Origin of the sequence: Kitasatospora purpeofusca (genome assembly GCF_036010405.1) — a bacterium.
Classification (GTDB): Bacteria; Actinomycetota; Actinomycetes; order Streptomycetales; family Streptomycetaceae; genus Kitasatospora; species Kitasatospora purpeofusca.
The window spans coordinates 1,675,041-1,692,147 of sequence record NZ_CP108561.1 but is presented as its reverse complement, the minus strand read 5'-3'; the positions used below and the strand labels follow the sequence as shown (position 1 = coordinate 1,692,147).

Sequence of the window (17,107 nt, the reverse complement as noted above, 5' to 3'; positions counted from 1 at the left end):
GTGATGACCTCGGGACGCGGTGCTGGCAAGCTGGCCGCCATGGCGGAAGCGGTGGGTGAGGCGGGAGTCCGGGAGCTGGTCGCGGGGTGGCTCGCGGCGGAGCGGCCCGGCGAGGACGGGCCCGGCGGCGGGGAACCGGCCGACGGCGGGTGGGCGGTGCCCCCGGCCGCCGGGGCGGTGGTGGTCGCGGCCGCCCGGCGGCTGGCCGGGGCCGGTCCGGGCCCGGGCGGTACGCCGTCGGCGGCGCCGGAGGGGCTGCGGCTGATCGCCGAGGCCCTGGTGGTGGACGAGCACCCGTCGGCGGGGGCGTGGACGGAGCGGGAGCGGGCGGAGGCCGTGGAGTGGGTGGCGCTGCTGCTCGACCGCTTCGGCGAGGACGGCGTCACGATGCTGACGGCCGAACTGGCCGGGGAGGCGCGGTCGGCGGGGTCTGCGGGGCCTGCGGTCTCGGTCGGGTCGGCCGGGGAGTCCGGGGTGGGGGACCCGGAGTCCGGACGCGCCTCAGCCGGCTAACACCGCCAGCCGCCGGTCCAGCTCGCCGACGACCGAGGTGTCGCCGAGCCGCCCGTACAGACCGCGTGCCGCCCGCAGGGTGCCGACGGCCTCCGGGGTGCGGCCGGTCGCCAGCAGGAAGTCGGCGAAGTGGCGTTCGGCCACCGCGTGCAGATGGACCGCGCCGGCGAACCGGCAGCGCTCCACCGTCTGCCGCCAGGCCTCCTCGGCGTCGCCGTACCGGCCGAGCAGTTGCAGGGCGTGCGCCTCGTTGACCATCGCGGAGAGGTGGAAGACGGCCAGCGGGTGCTCGGCGAGCAGGGCCCTGGCCTCCCGGGCGCGGCGCAGTGCCTGGGCCGGTTCGCCGGCCAGCCCGTACAGGCCGGCGGTGTTGCTGAGCGCGTAGGGGGCGTGCTCGGCGTGCCCGTGCGTCTCGGCCAGGGCGATCGCCCGCTCGCCCAGCCGGACCGCCTCGTCGGGCCGGCCGCCGGCCGCCGTGGTCACGGCCAGCACGGTGAGCGCCTGCACCCGGACGGCGTCGTCGGTGCCGGAACTGCGGTCGACCGCGCGGAGGGCCAGCCGGTGGGCCTCCGCCGTCCGGCCCCGGCCGCTCAGGGCGCGGGCCGTCACGGCCTCCATCGCGGCCACCGCGGCCGGATCGCCGGTGCGGCCGGCCGCGTCGAGTCCGGTCCGCAGGCAGGCCAGCCGGTCCGGGCGGCGCCCGACGCTGTAGTAGAGCCCGTCGGCGCGGTAGGCGAGCCGCCACGCGCGGTCGTGGTCGCCGGTCCCGGAGGCGGCGGCGACCAGGCCCCGGACGGCGGGCTCCTCGGCCTGGAACCAGTCCAGGATCGAGCGGACGGTGGGCAGATGGGGCCGGGCGGCGCGCCGGCCGCCGGACCTCGGCAGCGGGCCGCCGGGGTCCGTGCCGACGGAGCCGGTGCCGGTGGGACCGGTGGCGCCCGGGGCGGGCTGGAGCAGGGCGGCGCCGTGGGCCACCGTCGCCAGGTAGTGGTCGGCGAGCGCGGCCGTGGCGGTGACGTGCTCGGACGCGTGCCGTTCGTCGAGGAGTTCGGCCCCGTAGAGCCGGACCAGGTCGCAGCGGCGGTAGCGGCCCGGCGCGATCTCGGTGAGCAGGTGGTGCGCGGCCAGGGCGGCCAGCGCGTCCCGGGCCTCGTCCGGGCCGGCGCCGAGCAGTGCGGCCGCGGCGGGGACGTCGGTCTCCCGGCCGGGGTGGACGGCGAGCAGGGCCAGCAGGTGGGCCGCGGTACCGCTCAGGTGGCGGAGCGTCCGGTCCAGCGAGGCGCGCAGGCTGCTGCTGCCCCGGGTGCCCAGGGCGTGCAGCCTGGTCCGCTCGTCGTCGAGTTCGGGCAGCAGGTCGGCGATCGCCCAGGCGGGGTGGCTGGCCAGCCGGGCGGCGACGATCCGCAGGGCGAGCGGCAGCAGGCCGCAGAGCTCGGCGAGCCGGGCGGCGGCCTCCGGTTCGGCGGCCACCCGGGGGCGGCCGAGCAGGTGCTCCAGCAGGTGCCCGGCCTCCTCGGCGGGCAGCGGGCCGAGGCGCAGCAGGGCGGCGCCCTCGGTGACCACGAGGTCCTCCAGGGTGCTGCGGCTGGTGACCACGGTCGCGCAGCCGGGACCGGCGGGCAGCAGGTCGGTGAGGTCCCCGGCGTCCGCGGCGTCGTCCAGTACCACCAGCAGGCGGCGGTCGCGGCTGAGCGAGCGGTAGAGCGCGGCGCGGGCCGGGCGGTCGGCGGGCAGTTCGGACTCCGGTACGCCCAGGGCGTGGAGGAACCGGCCCAGGACGGCGGCGGGGTCGGCGGGGCGGCCCGGGCCGAAGGCGTTGAGGTCGGCGAAGAGCCGTCCGTCGGGGTAGGCGGCGGCCGCGTCGTGGGCCCAGCGGAGGGCGGTGGCGGTCTTGCCGGTCCCGGCCGGGCCGACCAGGACGCCGAGCGCGGCGGCGCCGGGCGTGCGGACGGCGCCCGGGTCGACGTCGGCCGAGCCGCGCAAGCGGTCCGAGAGCCAGTCGAGTTCGGGGGTCCGGCCGACGAAACCGGCGGCCGGGCGGGGGAGTTGGTCGGGGGTGGTGGCCGGAGCGGGGGTCGGGGCGGGGGCAGGAGCCGGGACGGCGGTCGGGGCGGGCGGTGCGGCGGGGGCGGCGGCGACGGTGGCGGCGGGTGCGGGCGTGGACGTGGGCCGGGTGACGGCCGCGCGTCCGCCGTCGGAGGGGCGGGGGGACGACTTGCAGCTCGCGAACGGCGCCGCCGTCGGCGGCCGGACGGCCGGGGCGGCGGCCGTGGCCGGGGCGGAGGCCGGGCGCGCGGTGGCCGGGGCGGTGGTCGGGCGTGCGGTGGTCGGTACGGTGCCGGGCCGGGGGCGGCCGATGAGGCGGACCGGTCCCGGCGTTGTGCCCGTGCCCGTTCCCGCTGCCGGGCGCCGGGCCGGGTCGTCGGACAGCACCCCCGACACCGCCGACCGCAGCGCGCTGCCCGGTCCGACGCCGAGGTCCGCGGCGAGCCGGCGGCGGGTGCGGTGATAGGCGTTCAGGGCGTCCCAGGAGCGCCCGGACTGCTGCAGGCAGAGCACCAGCCGCGCGGCCAGCGCCTCGTTCCACGGATCGGCCTCCGCGGCGCGGTCGAGCTCGGGCACGGCGTCCGCGCCCAGCCCGAGCCGGAGCAGGCGGTCGGCCCAGGACTCCAGCGCGAGGGTCCGGTCCTTCCGCAGCCGGTCGGCGAGCGCGTCCCGCAGGTCGGTCTCGGGCAGGTCGGCGAGCGCGGCGGGCCCCTGCCACAGGGAGAGCGCCCGGCGCAGCAGCCCGGCGGCCGCCTCGTCGCCGTCCGGGGCGGTCCGGGCGGCGGCGTCGGCGACCAGCCGTTCGAACAGCAGCGAGTCCACCGCGTCGGCCGGGCCGTCCAGCCGGTAGCCGGGCGGACGGGTGGAGAGGACCAGGCCCGAACCGGCGATCAGCTTGCGCAGCGCGGCGATGTGGCCCTGCAGCGCGGCCCGGGCCCGGGCCGGCGGCGCGTCCCCCCAGAGCAGTTCGAAGAAGCGTCCGACCGGGACGGTACGGCCGAGTTCGAGCGCCAGCAGGGCCAGCGTGGCGCGCCGCTTGGCGGCGGCGGGCTCGACGGACCGGCCGTCGGCGGTCCGCAGTTCCACCGGGCCCAGCAGCCGAACGAACACGGATCCTCCCTGGTGAGAGCGGGTGGACGAGGGTTTCCATCCCTGTGCGGGGCGCAGTCTAGCCACGCTGGAGGTTCGTTCTGTGACGTTCGGTGTGCGATTTCGGGAATGGTGGGTATCTGTCCGACCGGGGGGTTGACGGCAGCCGGTTCGTGGTCCCCGCAGGGGCGCGCGGGGTGTCCCCCGGTCGGAAGCGGACGGCGTGTCCGCCCGGCGCGGCTCCGGGGCCGCTGTCGCGCCGCCGGTGAGGCACTGTCGTCCGCGTGCTGACAAAGGGGCCGCCGGGCGGGCCGGGTGCGGCGGCGGCGGGTGCGGGCGGTGGTGCGGGAGGGTCCGGCGGCGGCGACCGGGAGCCGGGGCCCGGGACCTGCGGCCCGGGAGCGGGGTCCCAGCGGCGCGGACCGTCCGGGCGGAGCGCGTGCCCGGCGGTTCGGCAGGTGTGCGCGATCGGGCCCGCCGGGATGCCCCAAGGGGAACCCCCGGACGGGGCCCCCGGACCGGCCGCGGGGCTCCGGGGCGGAAACCCGGACGACCCGTCCCACGAGTTCAACGGACGGGTGTCCACCTGGGGTTCACCTGTCGGCGGGAGATGAACCCGGGCGTCCGGACGACCCGTCGATCAGAGTGCGGGGCCGTCGCGGTTCCGAGAGCTTCGACCGCCGGGAAGGGCCACCATGCTGCGAATGAACGGGCCGCTGCGGATCACCGTCCTCGACAAGGACGCCTACTACGAGCAGCGCGCCGTGGTGCGCACCCCCTACGGCACATTGGTGCTGGAGGGGAGGGCCGGGGCCTCGCTGGACGTGCGGGCCGAGGAGTGGGAGCTGGAACTGCAGCACTGCGTGCCCGGCGTGGGCTGGCGGCCCAACGTCCGGGTGCTGCCGTACCCGTGGCAGACCTCCGGCGGCCTGCGCAGCCGGATCGTGCGCAGCAAGGACTGCGACTGGCCGAACGGCGACCCGACCGAGCGGAACTTCGTGCTGCGCCTCTCCGCGACGGTGGCGGAGCGTCCGGGCGCGGCCCCGGCCGCCGCCGAGGCGGTGGGCCCGGCCGGCCGCGGGGGGCTGCGGACCAGCTCCGGCGTGGGCCCCGGCACGGTCGGCGGGGCGGTTCCCGGGGTGCCGGCGATGCCGGGCGTGCCCGCGGTTCCCGGGGTGCCGGCGATGCCTGCGGTGTCCCCCGCACCGGCCGCGATGCCCGCGGTCCAGGGGGTCCGGGCGGCGGAGGCCGGGCAGCGGGCCCTGCTGAACGCCGTCCCGGTGGCGGCGGACCGGCTGCCGACGGGCCGGGTGGCCCCGGCGGTGTGGCCCGCGCCGACGGCCCGGGCGGTGCAGGGTCGGGCGCTGGAGGCCCGGCCGCTTCAGGCCCGACCGGTGGAGGCCGAGCGGGCGGCGCCGGTGGCGGGCACCGAGGCCTGGGGCGGCGGCCGGTAGACACGTTCCCCTGCCGGGGCGGTGCCCCGGCAGGGGGTCAGTCGGTCGGGGCGTCGGGGTCCTCGGGCTCCTCCGGGGCCTGCTGGGCGGGCTCCGGCGGTTCGGGGGTGTCGAGGTGGACGCCCGGGGTGAGGTGGAAGCGTTCGGGGGACTCGGCGCGGGGGCGTTCGGCCGGGGGCATCGTCGCGCGCCGCTCCAGCCACGCGCGCAGCCGGGTCAGCGAATTGCGGTTGCGCTCGGACGGATCGCCGCCCGATTCGCGCAGCAGGACACAGGCCGGGCGGTCGCCGTCGGCCGGTACCTGGCCGACCACGGTGAACGCGGTGCCCGGCGGGAACGCCGCCTGGGCCGGGCCGTCGGTCGGGTCGAAGACGGACGTGCGCCGGCCGGTGGCCGACCAGACGAGGAACTCCACGGACGAACCGGGGAGTTCGGCCCCCGGCGCGGTCAGACCGGCCAGCGGTGCCGGTTCCCGGAACTGTCGGCCGGTCGGGTAGTGCGTCAGCACGGACTCCGGGTCCAGGCCGGCCCCGGCGCCGAGCAGTACCGCGCCGTGGTGGCTCGGCAGTCGGCGCAGACCGGAGCCGAGGCAGCGCAGGAACGGCCGCAGCTCCGGGTCGCCGGACCGCGCGGCCGCGATCAGGGCGGCCCGGGTCGCGGGCACGCCGGCGTCGGTGTGGTGGAGCAGGACGGCGGCCAGGTCGGGCTTGAAGTCGTCCTGCGAGGTGGTCCGCAGACCGGGGAGCCGGGTGGCGAGCAGCTCGACCCGGCCGGTGCAGCGGTGGTAGTGGTCGCCGAGCTGGGCCCGGACGGTGTCGCGCTCGGCGGGGCTGCTCGCGGTGACCGGGGCCGGGCTGTCGTCGAGGCCGAAGTAGCGGGCCGGGGCCGGTTCCGGAACGGCCGTCGGTGTTCCGGCGGCGGTCTCGGACGGTGCGGGCGCCGGCGGCGGTGCGGACGTCGTCCCGGACGGTGGCTCCTCCGTCGGATCTTCCGTCAGTTCCTCCGTCGGTTCTTCCGGGGCGGCGGTCGCGGACATCGGCTCTGGCTCCGCTCCGGCGGTCGGCGCGGTCGGCGCGGTCGGCGCGGTCGGGGGGACGTCGGGCGTCCGGACCGGCGGGCGTTCCGGCCCGCCCGGCCCGCCCGCGCCGCCCGGCCGACCGCCGAGGTCGGGGCCGGACAGGGCGGACCCGGACCCGGCGGTGGCGCTCCCGGCCGAGGGCGGTGCGCCCGCGCCGGTGGCGGGGTCGGCGACCGGGTCGGCGCTCGCCAGGGGGACCCGCCGGGGCGGCGCTCCGGCCCCGGCGAGGCTGCCGGTGGCGGGCGCGCCGGTGGCCCGGACGGGCGTGGGCATCGGGACCGGAACCGGTTCGGCCTCGGTCCCGGGCTCCTGACCGGAGGCGGTCCCGGGCCCGGTGGGCACCTGGTGCCGGGCCCGGGGGTCGGCCTGGGACGCGTACGGGCTCTCCTCCCCGGGCTCGGGGGAGGGGTCGCCGACGGCGGGCGTCCGGGGCGGCAGCGACGGTTCGGCCTCGGCCCCGTCGGTGGCCCCGGGTTCGGGGACGGGCGGCATCCGGTGCCGGAGCGGGCCTTCGGCCTGCGACTCGAAGCGGCTCCCGGCCGCGGACTCGGTACCGGCTCCGGCCCCGGCCGCACCCCCGGCGTCCGGCACGGGCGGCACCCGGTGACCGGTCGGCAGTTCGCCGCGCGAGGCGGTCCGCGACCCGTCGGGGACGGCCGGCCCGGGGACGGCCGGTACCCGGTGCGCGGAAGGGGCGGCCGGGGCCGGTCCCAGCGCGGCGGGCGCCTGCGGCCCCGCTCCGCCGACGGCGGCGGCGGTCCGGGCGGCGGCGACCGGGGGCGCGGCCGCCGAGGCGGCGCGCCGGGCCGCGTCCGTGCCGCCGAGGCCGTACGACACCGGCGCGACGGCGGGCGGCCCGCCCGGCTGCTCGGAGCCGAGCCACTCCAGCTCGTAGGTGCGGGCGACGAACCGCCCGACGGTTTCGGCGTCGGGCTCCAGCAGCCCGTGGACGAGCAGGCCGAAGCCCTCGGCGCCGACTGCCGGCAGCCGCCCCAGCAGGTCGCCCAGCTCCTCGAAGGCGTCGGCGGGCACCGGGCGGTCCCGTTCCCCGACGATCAGCAGCGGGCGGCTCGGTTCGGGCCGGCGGAAGCGCGGGGTGAGCACGTGCGGCGGTTCGGGGCGCAGCCAGAGCCCGGCCGGGACGGCCTCCAGCGCCCAGTACGGGAACGCCTGGAACACCCCGGGCCCGGCGGTCCGCCAGTCGGAGCCGCCGTTGCGCCAGGCGGCGGGCGTGGTGGGGCAGCCGGGGGCGGAGGAGAGGCGCAGCAGGAACGGCTCCCACCCGATCCGGCCCTCGCGGTCCAGCACCCGCGAGGTGGGGCCGCCGTGGCCGAGGACGGGCAGGCCGATCGCGGCCTGCACCGGCCGGGCGGTACGGGCGGTCAGCGCGCCGATGAGTGCGGAGAGTTCGTCGGGGGCCGCCCACGGGGCGCTGATCAGGGGGCGGTCGGAGCCGAGCGGAAGGGAGAGCACGGCCTCGGCGAAGTCCTCGGGCAGCAGGACGGGCCGGGTCGGGGTGCCGATCACGATGACGGCGGTGCCGGGCGGGGCGGCCGCCAGCCGCAGGTCGGGCAGCGGGGTGGTGGCCGGGTCGGTCGGGTCGGTGAGCCAGAAGCCGGCCGGCAGTCGCAGGACGCGGACGGCGTTCGCCCGGCCCCGGGCGGCGGCGGGGGCCGGAACGGCGGGCGGTTCGACGAAGGCGGTCGGCCGGGTGCGCCGCGACTCCACGGGGGCGACGGCGCCGATCGTGCCCGCCACCCGCCGGGGCTGCTCGCCGGGTTCGCACCGCCACCACGAGGAGCGGGCGACCGCGCCCTCGGGGTCGTTGACGGTGAGGTGGCCGGCCGGGGTGATCTCCACCAGGCCGTCCGGGGCGACGACCGGCACGCCGGAGCGTTCGGCGACGACCTCGGCCGGGCGGCGGCCGTTGGGGGCGAGGGCGGCCAGTCCGGAGGCGGCGAGCACCAGGTGGGTGGCGCCCCGGGCGCGGGTGATCACGCCGAGGTCGGTCATCCGGTCGCGCAGGACCTTGGCCGAGTCCGGCGCGGAGGCGATCACCACGACGGCGTCGGGGACGGGCCGCAGGGCGCCGATCGCGGCCTTCAGCTCGCTCGGGTGGGCGGTGGCGGAGGCGATCACGAAGTGCGGGCCGACCTCGCGGAGCACCGACGGGCCCGGCTCGGCGGTGCGGGCGGGAGCGGGCACCGGGAGGGGCGCGGCGGGTCCGGGCGCGGCGGGGGTGTCCCCGGCGGGCAGCGCGCGCTGCGCCCCGCGCCGCAGTCCGAAGCGGCGGCGGGGCTCGGCCGGGGGTGCGGGGTCGCCGGAGCGCGCACCGGTGCGGGAGAGGCTCATCGTCCTGGACTACGGCCCCGGCCGGGCGCCCGGTTCACCGGGGGCCCGGCGGCCTCGGACGGGAGACCTCAGGTCGCGGCCCCGTCCGGCTCCGGCTCCGGATCGGGCATCAGACCGGTCTGCACCTGGACGGTCCGGCGCCGGGTGATGTGCAGGCCCCGGCCGGGCGGCAGCACCCGAGGCTTGATGCTGCCGAACAGCGTGCCCTCGCTGGGCGGGCAGGAGAGCAGGGTGACGGGCGTGTTGACGTCCTGGAGCCGGCGCAGCAGCTGGTCGCTGTAGGCGCGGCCGATGCCGTTCGCGGAGCGGGCGACGATCAGGTGCAGGCCGAGTTCGGTGCCCTGCGCCAGGTGTTCGAGGAGCGGGCCGAACGGGCCGGCGCCCATCTGGCCGGGGATCAGGTCGTAGTCGTCGACGATCACGAACAGCTCCGGTCCGGTCCACCAGTCGCGCAGCCGCATCCGGGCCGGGCTGATCTCCTCGCCGGGCAGCCGGGCCTCCATGGCCCGGGCCGCGCCGGTGACGACCTGCTTGAGGATGTCCACCGAGACGGCGTAGCCGAGCCGGTACTCCTCCGGGACGCTCTCGTAGAGCCCGCGCCGGAAGTCGACCAGCATGATCCGGGCCTCGGCCGGGGTGTAGGCGGAGGTGATGCCGTCGACCAGCAGGCGCAGCAGGTTGGTCTTGCCGCTCTCGCTGTCACCGACCACCAGCAGGTGCGGCGCCTCCTCGAAGTCGTGCCAGAGCGGCGAGATCGCGGTGTCCTCCAGGCCGAGGGCGATCCGCAGCCGGCCCTCGGGCGCGGGCAGCGAGGAGGCGTCCAGCAGCAGCGGCAGCATCCGCACCTCGGGTGCGCGGGGGCCGCTCCAGTGCTCGTTGAGGGCGTCGACGAGGTCCGCGATGCCGTCGGCGAGGTCGTCGGAGCTGCCCTGGCCGTCGATCCGGGGGAGGGCGCCGAGGAAGTGCAGCCGCTCCTTGGTGAGGCCCCGGCCGGGGCTGTGCGGGACGGTCTCGGCGGCCCGCATATTGATCATGGAGTCGATGGGGTCGCCGAGCCGCAGCTCGAACCGGGTGCCGAACTGGTCCCGCACGCCGGTGGTGATCTCGCCCCAGCGGGAGGCCGCGGCGACCAGGTGGACGCCGTAGTTGAGGCCGCGGGCGGCGATCGGGGCCAGGGCGGGCACCAGGTCCGCGAACTCCTGGCGCAGGGTGCCCCAGCCGTCGACGATCAGGAACACGTCGCCGTGCCGGTCGTCGGCGAGTTCCGGGTCGCCGGCGGCCCGGCGGCGGCGGTAGGTCGCCATGGAGTCGATGCCCAGCTGGGCGAAGCGCAGTTCGCGGCGCGCGATGACGGCGTTGACCTCGGCGACGGTGCGGCCGACCCGCTCCGGGTCGTGGCGCCCGGTGACGCCGCCGACGTGCGGCAGGCCGCGGAGCGAGGAGAGCGTGCCGCCGCCGAAGTCCAGGCAGTAGAACTGGACCTCCTGCGGCGTGTGGGTGAGCGCCAGCCCGGCGATCAGGGTGCGCAGCAGGGTGCTCTTGCCGCTCTGCGGGCCGCCCGCGATGCCGACGTGCCCGCCGGCGGCCGACAGGTCGGCGGTGAGCAGCTCGCGCATCTGCTGGAACGGGCGGTCCACCACGCCCACCGGCACGGTCAGGGTGCCGACGGCGGGGCGGCCGTCGGGGGCCAGTCCGTGCCGGGTGCTGGGGGTGAGCGGCGGCAGCAGCTCGTCCAGGGTGGGCGGGGTGTCCAGCGGCGGCAGCCAGACCTGGTGGGCGGGCGGGCCGGCGTCGAGCATCCGCCCGGCCGCCAGGTCCAGCAGGTTCGGGGCGTCCTCCTCGGCCGCCTCCCTGGCCTCCTCGGCGGCCAGCACCTCCGGGTCGGGGTCGCGCGGGGCGACGTACTCGGTGCCGTAGGCCACGATCTGGCCGGCCACGGCGGCCTGCTGGACGGCGCCGCGCCGGCGCCGGTAGGGCCCGGAGACGTACGCGGCCTTGAACCGGGTGAGGGTGGCGATGTCGCTGCGCAGGATGCCGTTGCCGGGCTGGGAGGGCAGCTGGTAGGCGTCGGGCACGCCGAGCACGCCGCGGCTCTCCATGGCGGAGAAGGTGCGCAGGCCGACCCGGTAGGACAGGTGGGACTCCAGCGCGTGCATCCGGCCCTCGTCGAGCCGCTGCGAGGCGAGCAGCAGGTGGACGCCGAGGGAGCGGCCGAGCCGGCCGATCATGATGAAGAGGTCCATGAAGTCGCGGTGCGCGGAGAGCAGTTCGCTGAACTCGTCGACCACGACGAAGAGCGTCGGCAGCGGGTCGAGCTGGGTGCCGGCGGCCCGCGCGGTCTCGTAGTCGAGCAGCGAACTGTAGTTTCCGGCGGCGCGCAGCAGCTCCTGGCGGCGGTTCATCTCGCCGTGCAGGGCGTCGCGCATCCGGTCGACCAGGGCGGCCTCGTCGGCCAGGTTGGTGATCACCGCGGAGGTGTGCGGCAGCTGGTCCAGGCCGAGGAAGGTCGCGCCGCCCTTGAAGTCGACGAGGACGAAGTTCAGCGTCTCGGAGGAGTGGGTGAGCGCGAGGGCCAGCACCAGGGTGCGCAGCAGCTCGGACTTGCCGGAGCCGGTGGCGCCGATCAGCATGCCGTGCGGGCCCATCCCGCCCTGCGCGGACTCCTTGATGTCGAGCTCCACCGGCTTGCCGTCCGCGCCGACGCCGATCGGCACCCGCAGCCGCTTGCCGCGCGTGCGCTCCGCCCAGCTGCGGGCGATGTCGTGCTGGTACAGGTCGTTGATGCCGAGCAGCGAGGTGAGGTCGAAGTCGGTGCTGAGCGGCTCGGAGACGTCCATCGCGTCGCCCAGCCGGTACGGGGCGATCGTGGTGGCGTAGCGGCGGGCGGCCGCGGCGCCGAGGGCGTCCGGTCGGCCGAGCGCGGTGACCTCGTCGCGCCGGTTGCGGTCGGCGGTGACGAGGTCCAGCCGGTCGCCGGTGATCCGCAGCCGCATCCGGAACGGCGCGTGCTTCCACTCCACCGCCCCGGAGACGTCCAGCAGCACCGCGTTGCGGTAGCCGGCCAGCAGGGCGCGGCTGCCGCTGGGCAGCTTGACCCCGTCCAGGACGATCAGGGTGAACGGCTCGTCCCGGCCGGGCTGGGTCTCCGGTTCGAACGGCGGCCGGTCGGCGAACTCCGGTCCGAGCAGCTGCTCCAGCTCCAGCAGCGAGTCGGCGACCAGGCGCACCGGCCCGGCGCCGTCCGTCTCGGTGGGGTGCAGGGAGTGCGGCAGCCACTTCAGCCAGGCCCACTCCGCGCGCAGCGCGGGGGAGACGGCGGCCGCGACCCGCAGCTCGTCCGGGGCGTGGAAGAACGCGAGCTGGGCGATCATCGCCCGGGCCAGCGCGCGGGCCGGGCCGGGGTCGGCGGCCTCGCCGGGCTCCGTGCCGGCCGGCGCGGGGAGGACGAGCTCCTCGCCCTCGTCCGGGTCGGTCTCCGGCTCCGGCGCCGGGTGCTCGCAGCGCAGCAGGACATGGGCGTAACCGCGCACATGGACGGCGATCGGCTGGTCGGCGATCGAGCCGTAGGCGTGGATGAAGCGGCGCAGCGCGTGCGCGCAGAGCGGTTCGAGGTCCTCCACCGGCTGGGTGGCCAGCGGGGCGAGCTTGACCGCCAGCCGCTGGGAGCCGGTGGCGATCCGCACATCGCCGAAGTCGGGGTGGGCGGCGCGCCGCTCCCACAGCCGCGAGGTGCGCACCAGGGAGGCGAGCGCGGCCGGGTCGGGGTGGCGCCAGGCCAGGGCGAGGCGCTGGTTGACGATGTGGCGGCGGACCTGGCGGCGCACCTGGGAGAGGTAGCGCAGGTAGTCGCGGCGCTCGCCGCGCAGCTGGCGCTTGCGGTCGCTGGCGCCGCGGATCAGCTGGGTCACCAGCATGCCGACGGCGGACAGGCCCATCATGCCCATCGCCACATAGGTGAGCGGCCCGCCGCTCGACTGCGGGTTGAGGAAGATCATCACCATCGAGAGCGAGCTCAGCGCCATCGGCGCCATGGCGATCATGTTGGACATGCCGCTCTGCTGCTCCGGAAGGACCGGCGGCTCCTGCAACTGGAGCTCGCCGTCCGGCATCGCCGGTCCGGGGCGCCGGGGCGGACGATCGACCAGGACCACGCTCAACGGGGCTCTCCTCTCGCGGCGCCCGCGGCGCCGCCGGTGACGGGGGTCCGGCGGCCCGGGCCGTGCCGCCCGCGGACCACGCCGCACTCGGGCCTACGGCCCGCGGGGCCCCACCGGTTCACCGCGCCCGCCGGGCCGGGGGTCCACCGGGCGGGCCCCGTGACCTGCCCGGTGAACCGCCGGGCCACCGCCGTCCGTACCTGTGACGGGAGAGCGCGCAGGCAGATTCCACGGGAGGACGCGACAGGTGAGCATCAGCACGGTGGCGACAGGGCTGGTCCGGCTGAGGTTCCGCGCCCCCGGGACCGCCTTCGAACTCGCCCTCCCCGGCGACGTCGTCCTCGCCGACCTGCTGCCGGCGGTGCTCGGCTACGCCGGTACCGACGTCACGGAGAGCGGCACCGAGCACTCCGGCTGGATCCTCCAGCGCCTCGGCGGCGCGCCCCTCGACGAGGAGCGCACCCTGGAGGAGCTCGGCCTCGCCGACGGCGAGGAGCTCTTCCTGCGCCCGGGCCAGGACGCGCTGCCCGAGGTGCACTTCGACGACCTGGTGGACGGCGTCCGCACCGGCACCGCCGCCCGCGGCGACTCCTGGCGGCCCGCCGTCACCCGCCGGCTCGCGCTCGTCCTCGCCCTGGTCACCCTGGCCGGCGGGCTGCTGCTGCTGGCCCTGCCCGGCCCGGAGGCGCCCCGCTGCGCCGCCGCCGCGGTGGTGGCCCTGCTGCTGCTGGCCGGGGGCACCGCGGCGACCCGGATGATCGGCGACTCCGCGGCCGGTACGGCGCTGGCCGCCGCCGGGATCGCCCACGCCGCGGCGGCCGCCGCCCTGGTGCCCGGTGTCACCGGCCCGGCCCGGCTGCTGGCGGGCGGTTCGGCGGCGGTCGGCGCCACCGTGCTGGCACTGGCGCTGGTCCGGTCCGGCCCGTTCTTCGCCGGGCTGCTGGTGGCGGCCACGCTCGGGCTCGCTGCCGGGGCGCTCGCCGCGTCCGGCGCGCCCACGACCCACATCGCCTCGGCGCTCGCCGCCGTCGCCGTGCTGTTCGGCGCGTTCGTCCCCGGTCTGGCGTTCAAGCTGGGCGGGCTGCGGCTGCCCGCGCTGCCCCGCAACGCCGACGAACTCCAGGAGGAGATCGAGCCGTTCCCGGCCGAGGACGTGCTCGCCCGCAGCCTCGTCGCGGACAGCTACCTGGCCGGGTTCTTCGTCGCGGTCGGCACCGTGTGCGCGGCCACCGTCTCGGTGCTGGCGCTGGCCAGGGACGGCGGCTGGGGCCCGACGGCGATGGCGGCCGACCTGGCGGTGCTGCTCCTGCTGCACGCCCGCGACATCGGCGGGCTGCGCCAGCGGCTCGCCCTGCTGCTGCCGGGCGCGCTGGGCCTCGGCCTGCTGGCCGCCCGCACGGGCTGGGACGCGGAGCCGGGCACGCGGCTGGTCGTGTTCGTGGTGCTGCTGCTCGCCGCGACCGGCCTCTGCGCGACGGCGTGGACGGTGCCGGGCCGTCGGCTGCTGCCCTACTGGGGCCGGGCCGGGGACCTGCTGCACTCGCTCGCGGCGCTCGCGCTGCTGCCGCTCGCGCTCCAGGTGTTCGGCTTCTACGGGGCGATGCGCGGCCTGGCGGGCTGACCCGGCCGCCGCACCCGCCGCATCCGCTCGCACTCCACCGCCTGCCACACCCCGTACCCGCCGCACCGAGGAGGACCACCGCATGCAGTCCCGACGGGACCAGGTGCAGGCCCACCTGTTCGTGATGAGCCGGGTCGCCGCCGGCGTCCTGCGCGCCGAGCCGGACGCCCCCGACACCCCCGTGGGCCGGACCAACCGGGGCGCCGCGATCGGGCTGGCCGTCGCGCTGCTGATCGGTGCCGGGGCCGGCGTCTACGGCCTGATCAAACCCGGTGGCGCGACCGGCTGGAAGCAGCCCGGCACCCTGGTGGTGGTCAAGGAGTCCGGCGCCCGTTACGTCTTCGCGGGCGGCCTGCTCCACCCCGTGCTCAACGAGGCCAGCGCGCGGCTGCTCGCCGGTGACCAGCTGAAGGTCGACCAGGTGTCGGCCCGCTCGCTGGACGGCGCCCCGCGCGGCACCCCGGTCGGCATCGTCGGCGCGCCCGACGGTCTGCCGGCGCCGGCCGCCGCGGCGGGCGCCGACTGGCTGCTCTGCACGATGCGCGCCGCGACCGCCGGGACGGCGGCGGCCAAGGCCGCACCGCAGCTCTCGGTCGCGATCGGCACCCGGCAGACCGGCCGCCCGGCCGGTGAGCAGGGCGTCCTGGTGGCCGGTCCGGACGGCGCCGCGCACCTGCTCTGGCACGGCCGCCGGTTCGCGGTGGACGCGGCGGGCGGCGCCGTCCGGGCGCTCGGCTGGTCCGCCGCCGCGCCCGTCCCGGTCACCGCCTCCTTCCTGGCCGCGTTCCCGGCCGGCCCGGAGCTGCGGGCCCCGGACGTGCCGGGCCGGGGCAAGGACGGCCCGGCGCTCTCCGGCCGCCCCACCAAGGTCGGGCAGCTGTTCACCGGGACCGGCGAGGAGCGGTACGTGCTGGCCGAACAGGGCCTGGTGGCCATCACCGCCACCCAGTTCGCCCTGTTGCAGGGCGACCCGCGGACCCAGCAGGAGGCGTACGGCAACGGCCAGGTGGCGCCCGCCCCGGCCGGTGCGGGCGACCTCGTGGCGCACACCGCGCCCGCGTCCGCCGCGGCGGCCTTCGCCCCGGAGGGGCTGCCGGGCCGTCCCCCGGCGCTGCTGCCGCCCCGGGCCGAGCAGGCCCTGTGCGCGGCGCTGCGGCCGGCCGCCGACGGCGGGGACCTGGACGTGGCCGTGCTGGACGCCTCGCCGGTGCTCGGCCTGCCGCCGGTGCTCCAGCCCGGGGTGCTGCCCAGCTGCACCCCGGCGGACCGGATCGCCGTGCGCCCCGGCGGCGGCGCCCTGGTCCGGGCGGTGTCGGGGGCGGGCTTCGGCGGCACCCTGTACCTGGTCACGGACACCGGCGTGAAGTACCCGCTGGCCTCGCCGGCGGTGGCCGAGCGGCTCGGTTACGCGAAGGCCGCGCCGACGGCGGTGCCGGGGCGGGTGCTGTCCCTGCTGCCCACCGGCCCCAGCCTCGACCCGGGGCCGCTGGCGGGCGGCATCGTCCAGCCCGCGGTGAGCGGCGAGGGGCGCTGCACGCGCTGAGCCGAGGCGGTGCCGGCCGGTGTGAACCGCCGGGCCGGGTGCTCCCGTTCACCCTGACGGGCCGGTCCGACCGGCCCGCGGCGATTCCCGCCGGCCGGGAGCGGCCGGCGGCACCGGAGGAGGTACGCACGTGGCGCAGCAGACGACGGTCAGTCAGCAGGTCCTGCAGGACATCAGGACCCAGGTGGAGTCGAAGTACGGGGCGATGAGGCAGACCGCCATGTACATCGAGGACATCAACTCGGCCATCCGGGACAGCTTCGAGGGCGCGGCCAGCACCACGTTCCAGAACAACATCAACGACTGGCTGGCGCAGTACGCGGCGGTCAGCCGGGACTACGACGCCTTCCACGGCAAGTTCGGCGACACCAGCCAGATCTTCTCCTCGACCAGCGACCACACCCAGACGATCGCGAACAACAGCCTGGGCGGCGACCCGGGCCGCGCCGGCTACATCGAGGGCGTCCTGAACCCCAAGTGACCGACTGACCTCCGCACCGACCGCTCGACCCGAAGGGAACCATCATGACCGACGGCCACATGTCACTCCACTACGCCGGTGTCGACACCGCGATCAACGATCTGGAGGCGCATGCCAAGACCATGCACACCCAGATGGAGGACCTCAGGACCTACCTCAACAGCAAGATCAACGTCGAGCTGGTGGGTGACTTCTCGGTCGCCGCAGGCACCCTTGCGACCACGCTCCACGACGCCGACACGGCGATGGGCGGCAAGATCGTCAACGCCCACAACGCGCTCACCGAGATCCGCACCGCCATCAGGGACGCGGACATGCGCGCCAGCACGCACTTCGACCACGTCCAGGGCTGACCGGAGTGGCGGACGACGAGAACGGTGACGGCGGCACCGTCACGATCACCGACAACTTCCTGAAGAACTTCCCCGAGAAGACCATCAAGGTGTTCCTCGCCGACGTCAAGACGTCGATCGCGGTGCGGGACCTCAGGGCCTTCGCCGACGGCAGCGTGCCGTTCCTGACCGGCAACAACTCGGGGAACTTCACCGCGCCGGGCACGCTGGCCACCACGCTGAAGGCGTACGACGACTCGGTCGCCAAGCTGCTGGGGACGGTCATCGGCCAGTTCGAGACCCTGATCATCGATCTCCAGCTCGCCGACAAGTGGCTGAACAACGCGCTGGACGAGTCGCTGGACTACGCGCAGTTCATGAAGCTGGCCGGGCGGACCCTGAACCCCGGTAAGTAGATCCGGCGGGGGACCCCCCGCCACC

The 17,107-nt window shown here is 77.3% G+C and carries 10 protein-coding genes; 7 read left to right on the top strand and 3 right to left on the bottom strand.

Annotated features, from left to right (window positions below; translation table 11 throughout):
• Positions 1-3 precede the first annotated feature (3 nt).
• The gene (locus OG715_RS07045; RefSeq protein WP_266276377.1) at positions 4-513 is read left to right on the top strand and encodes a hypothetical protein; all 510 of its coding nucleotides are present in this window, start codon (positions 4-6) and stop codon (positions 511-513) included.
• On the opposite strand, the gene OG715_RS07040 is transcribed toward OG715_RS07045, so the two are convergent.
• On the bottom strand, positions 502-3,669 hold the full coding sequence (locus OG715_RS07040) for an AfsR/SARP family transcriptional regulator (RefSeq protein ID WP_266276379.1): 3,168 nt from the start codon (positions 3,667-3,669) through the stop codon (positions 502-504). The two genes, OG715_RS07045 and OG715_RS07040, sit on opposite strands and share 12 nt — an antisense overlap.
• 674 nt (positions 3,670-4,343) lie before the next feature.
• Between OG715_RS07040 and OG715_RS07035 the strand changes: the two genes are divergently transcribed.
• Positions 4,344-5,102: a hypothetical protein gene (locus OG715_RS07035; protein WP_266276381.1), complete on the top strand. Its 759-nt coding sequence runs from the start codon at positions 4,344-4,346 to the stop codon at positions 5,100-5,102.
• Positions 5,103-5,139: 37 nt separating this feature from the next.
• On the opposite strand, the gene OG715_RS07030 is transcribed toward OG715_RS07035, so the two are convergent.
• On the bottom strand, positions 5,140-8,532 hold the full coding sequence (locus OG715_RS07030; protein ID WP_266276383.1) for a hypothetical protein: 3,393 nt from the start codon (positions 8,530-8,532) through the stop codon (positions 5,140-5,142).
• 68 nt (positions 8,533-8,600) lie between these two features.
• On the bottom strand, positions 8,601-12,641 hold the full coding sequence (eccCa, locus tag OG715_RS07025) for a type VII secretion protein EccCa (protein WP_266277413.1): 4,041 nt from the start codon (positions 12,639-12,641) through the stop codon (positions 8,601-8,603).
• Positions 12,642-12,936: 295 nt separating this feature from the next.
• Here eccCa and eccD point away from each other — a divergent pair, with 295 nt between their 5' ends.
• From eccD to OG715_RS07000, 5 genes are all read left to right on the top strand, one after another.
• Positions 12,937-14,310 (top strand): type VII secretion integral membrane protein EccD, encoded by a 1,374-nt coding sequence (gene eccD, locus OG715_RS07020; protein WP_266276385.1) that lies wholly within the window; start codon positions 12,937-12,939, stop codon positions 14,308-14,310.
• Positions 14,311-14,392: 82 nt separating this feature from the next.
• Positions 14,393-15,853, top strand: a complete 1,461-nt coding sequence (gene eccB / locus OG715_RS07015) for a type VII secretion protein EccB (RefSeq protein ID WP_266276387.1) — start codon at positions 14,393-14,395, stop codon at positions 15,851-15,853.
• A 130-nt stretch (positions 15,854-15,983) separates the two neighbouring features.
• The gene (locus tag OG715_RS07010; RefSeq protein WP_266276389.1) at positions 15,984-16,334 is read left to right on the top strand and encodes a hypothetical protein; all 351 of its coding nucleotides are present in this window, start codon (positions 15,984-15,986) and stop codon (positions 16,332-16,334) included.
• Between the two features lie 44 nt (positions 16,335-16,378).
• The gene (locus OG715_RS07005) at positions 16,379-16,687 is read left to right on the top strand and encodes a hypothetical protein (protein ID WP_266276391.1); all 309 of its coding nucleotides are present in this window, start codon (positions 16,379-16,381) and stop codon (positions 16,685-16,687) included.
• A 5-nt stretch (positions 16,688-16,692) separates the two neighbouring features.
• Complete coding sequence (locus tag OG715_RS07000) at positions 16,693-17,082, top strand: hypothetical protein (protein ID WP_266276393.1); 390 nt, start codon at positions 16,693-16,695, stop codon at positions 17,080-17,082.
• Positions 17,083-17,107 lie beyond the last annotated feature (25 nt).

Coding starts and splice junctions, on each gene's coding strand:
- eccCa (WP_266277413.1), bottom strand. CDS start 12,641: ATGCCGGACGGCGAGCTCCAGTTGCAGGAGCCGCCGGTCCTTCCGGAG.
- OG715_RS07045 (WP_266276377.1), top strand. CDS start 4: ATGACCTCGGGACGCGGTGCTGGCAAGCTGGCCGCCATGGCGGAAGCG.
- eccB (WP_266276387.1), top strand. CDS start 14,393: ATGCAGTCCCGACGGGACCAGGTGCAGGCCCACCTGTTCGTGATGAGC.
- OG715_RS07030 (WP_266276383.1), bottom strand. CDS start 8,532: ATGAGCCTCTCCCGCACCGGTGCGCGCTCCGGCGACCCCGCACCCCCG.
- OG715_RS07035 (WP_266276381.1), top strand. CDS start 4,344: ATGCTGCGAATGAACGGGCCGCTGCGGATCACCGTCCTCGACAAGGAC.
- OG715_RS07005 (WP_266276391.1), top strand. CDS start 16,379: ATGACCGACGGCCACATGTCACTCCACTACGCCGGTGTCGACACCGCG.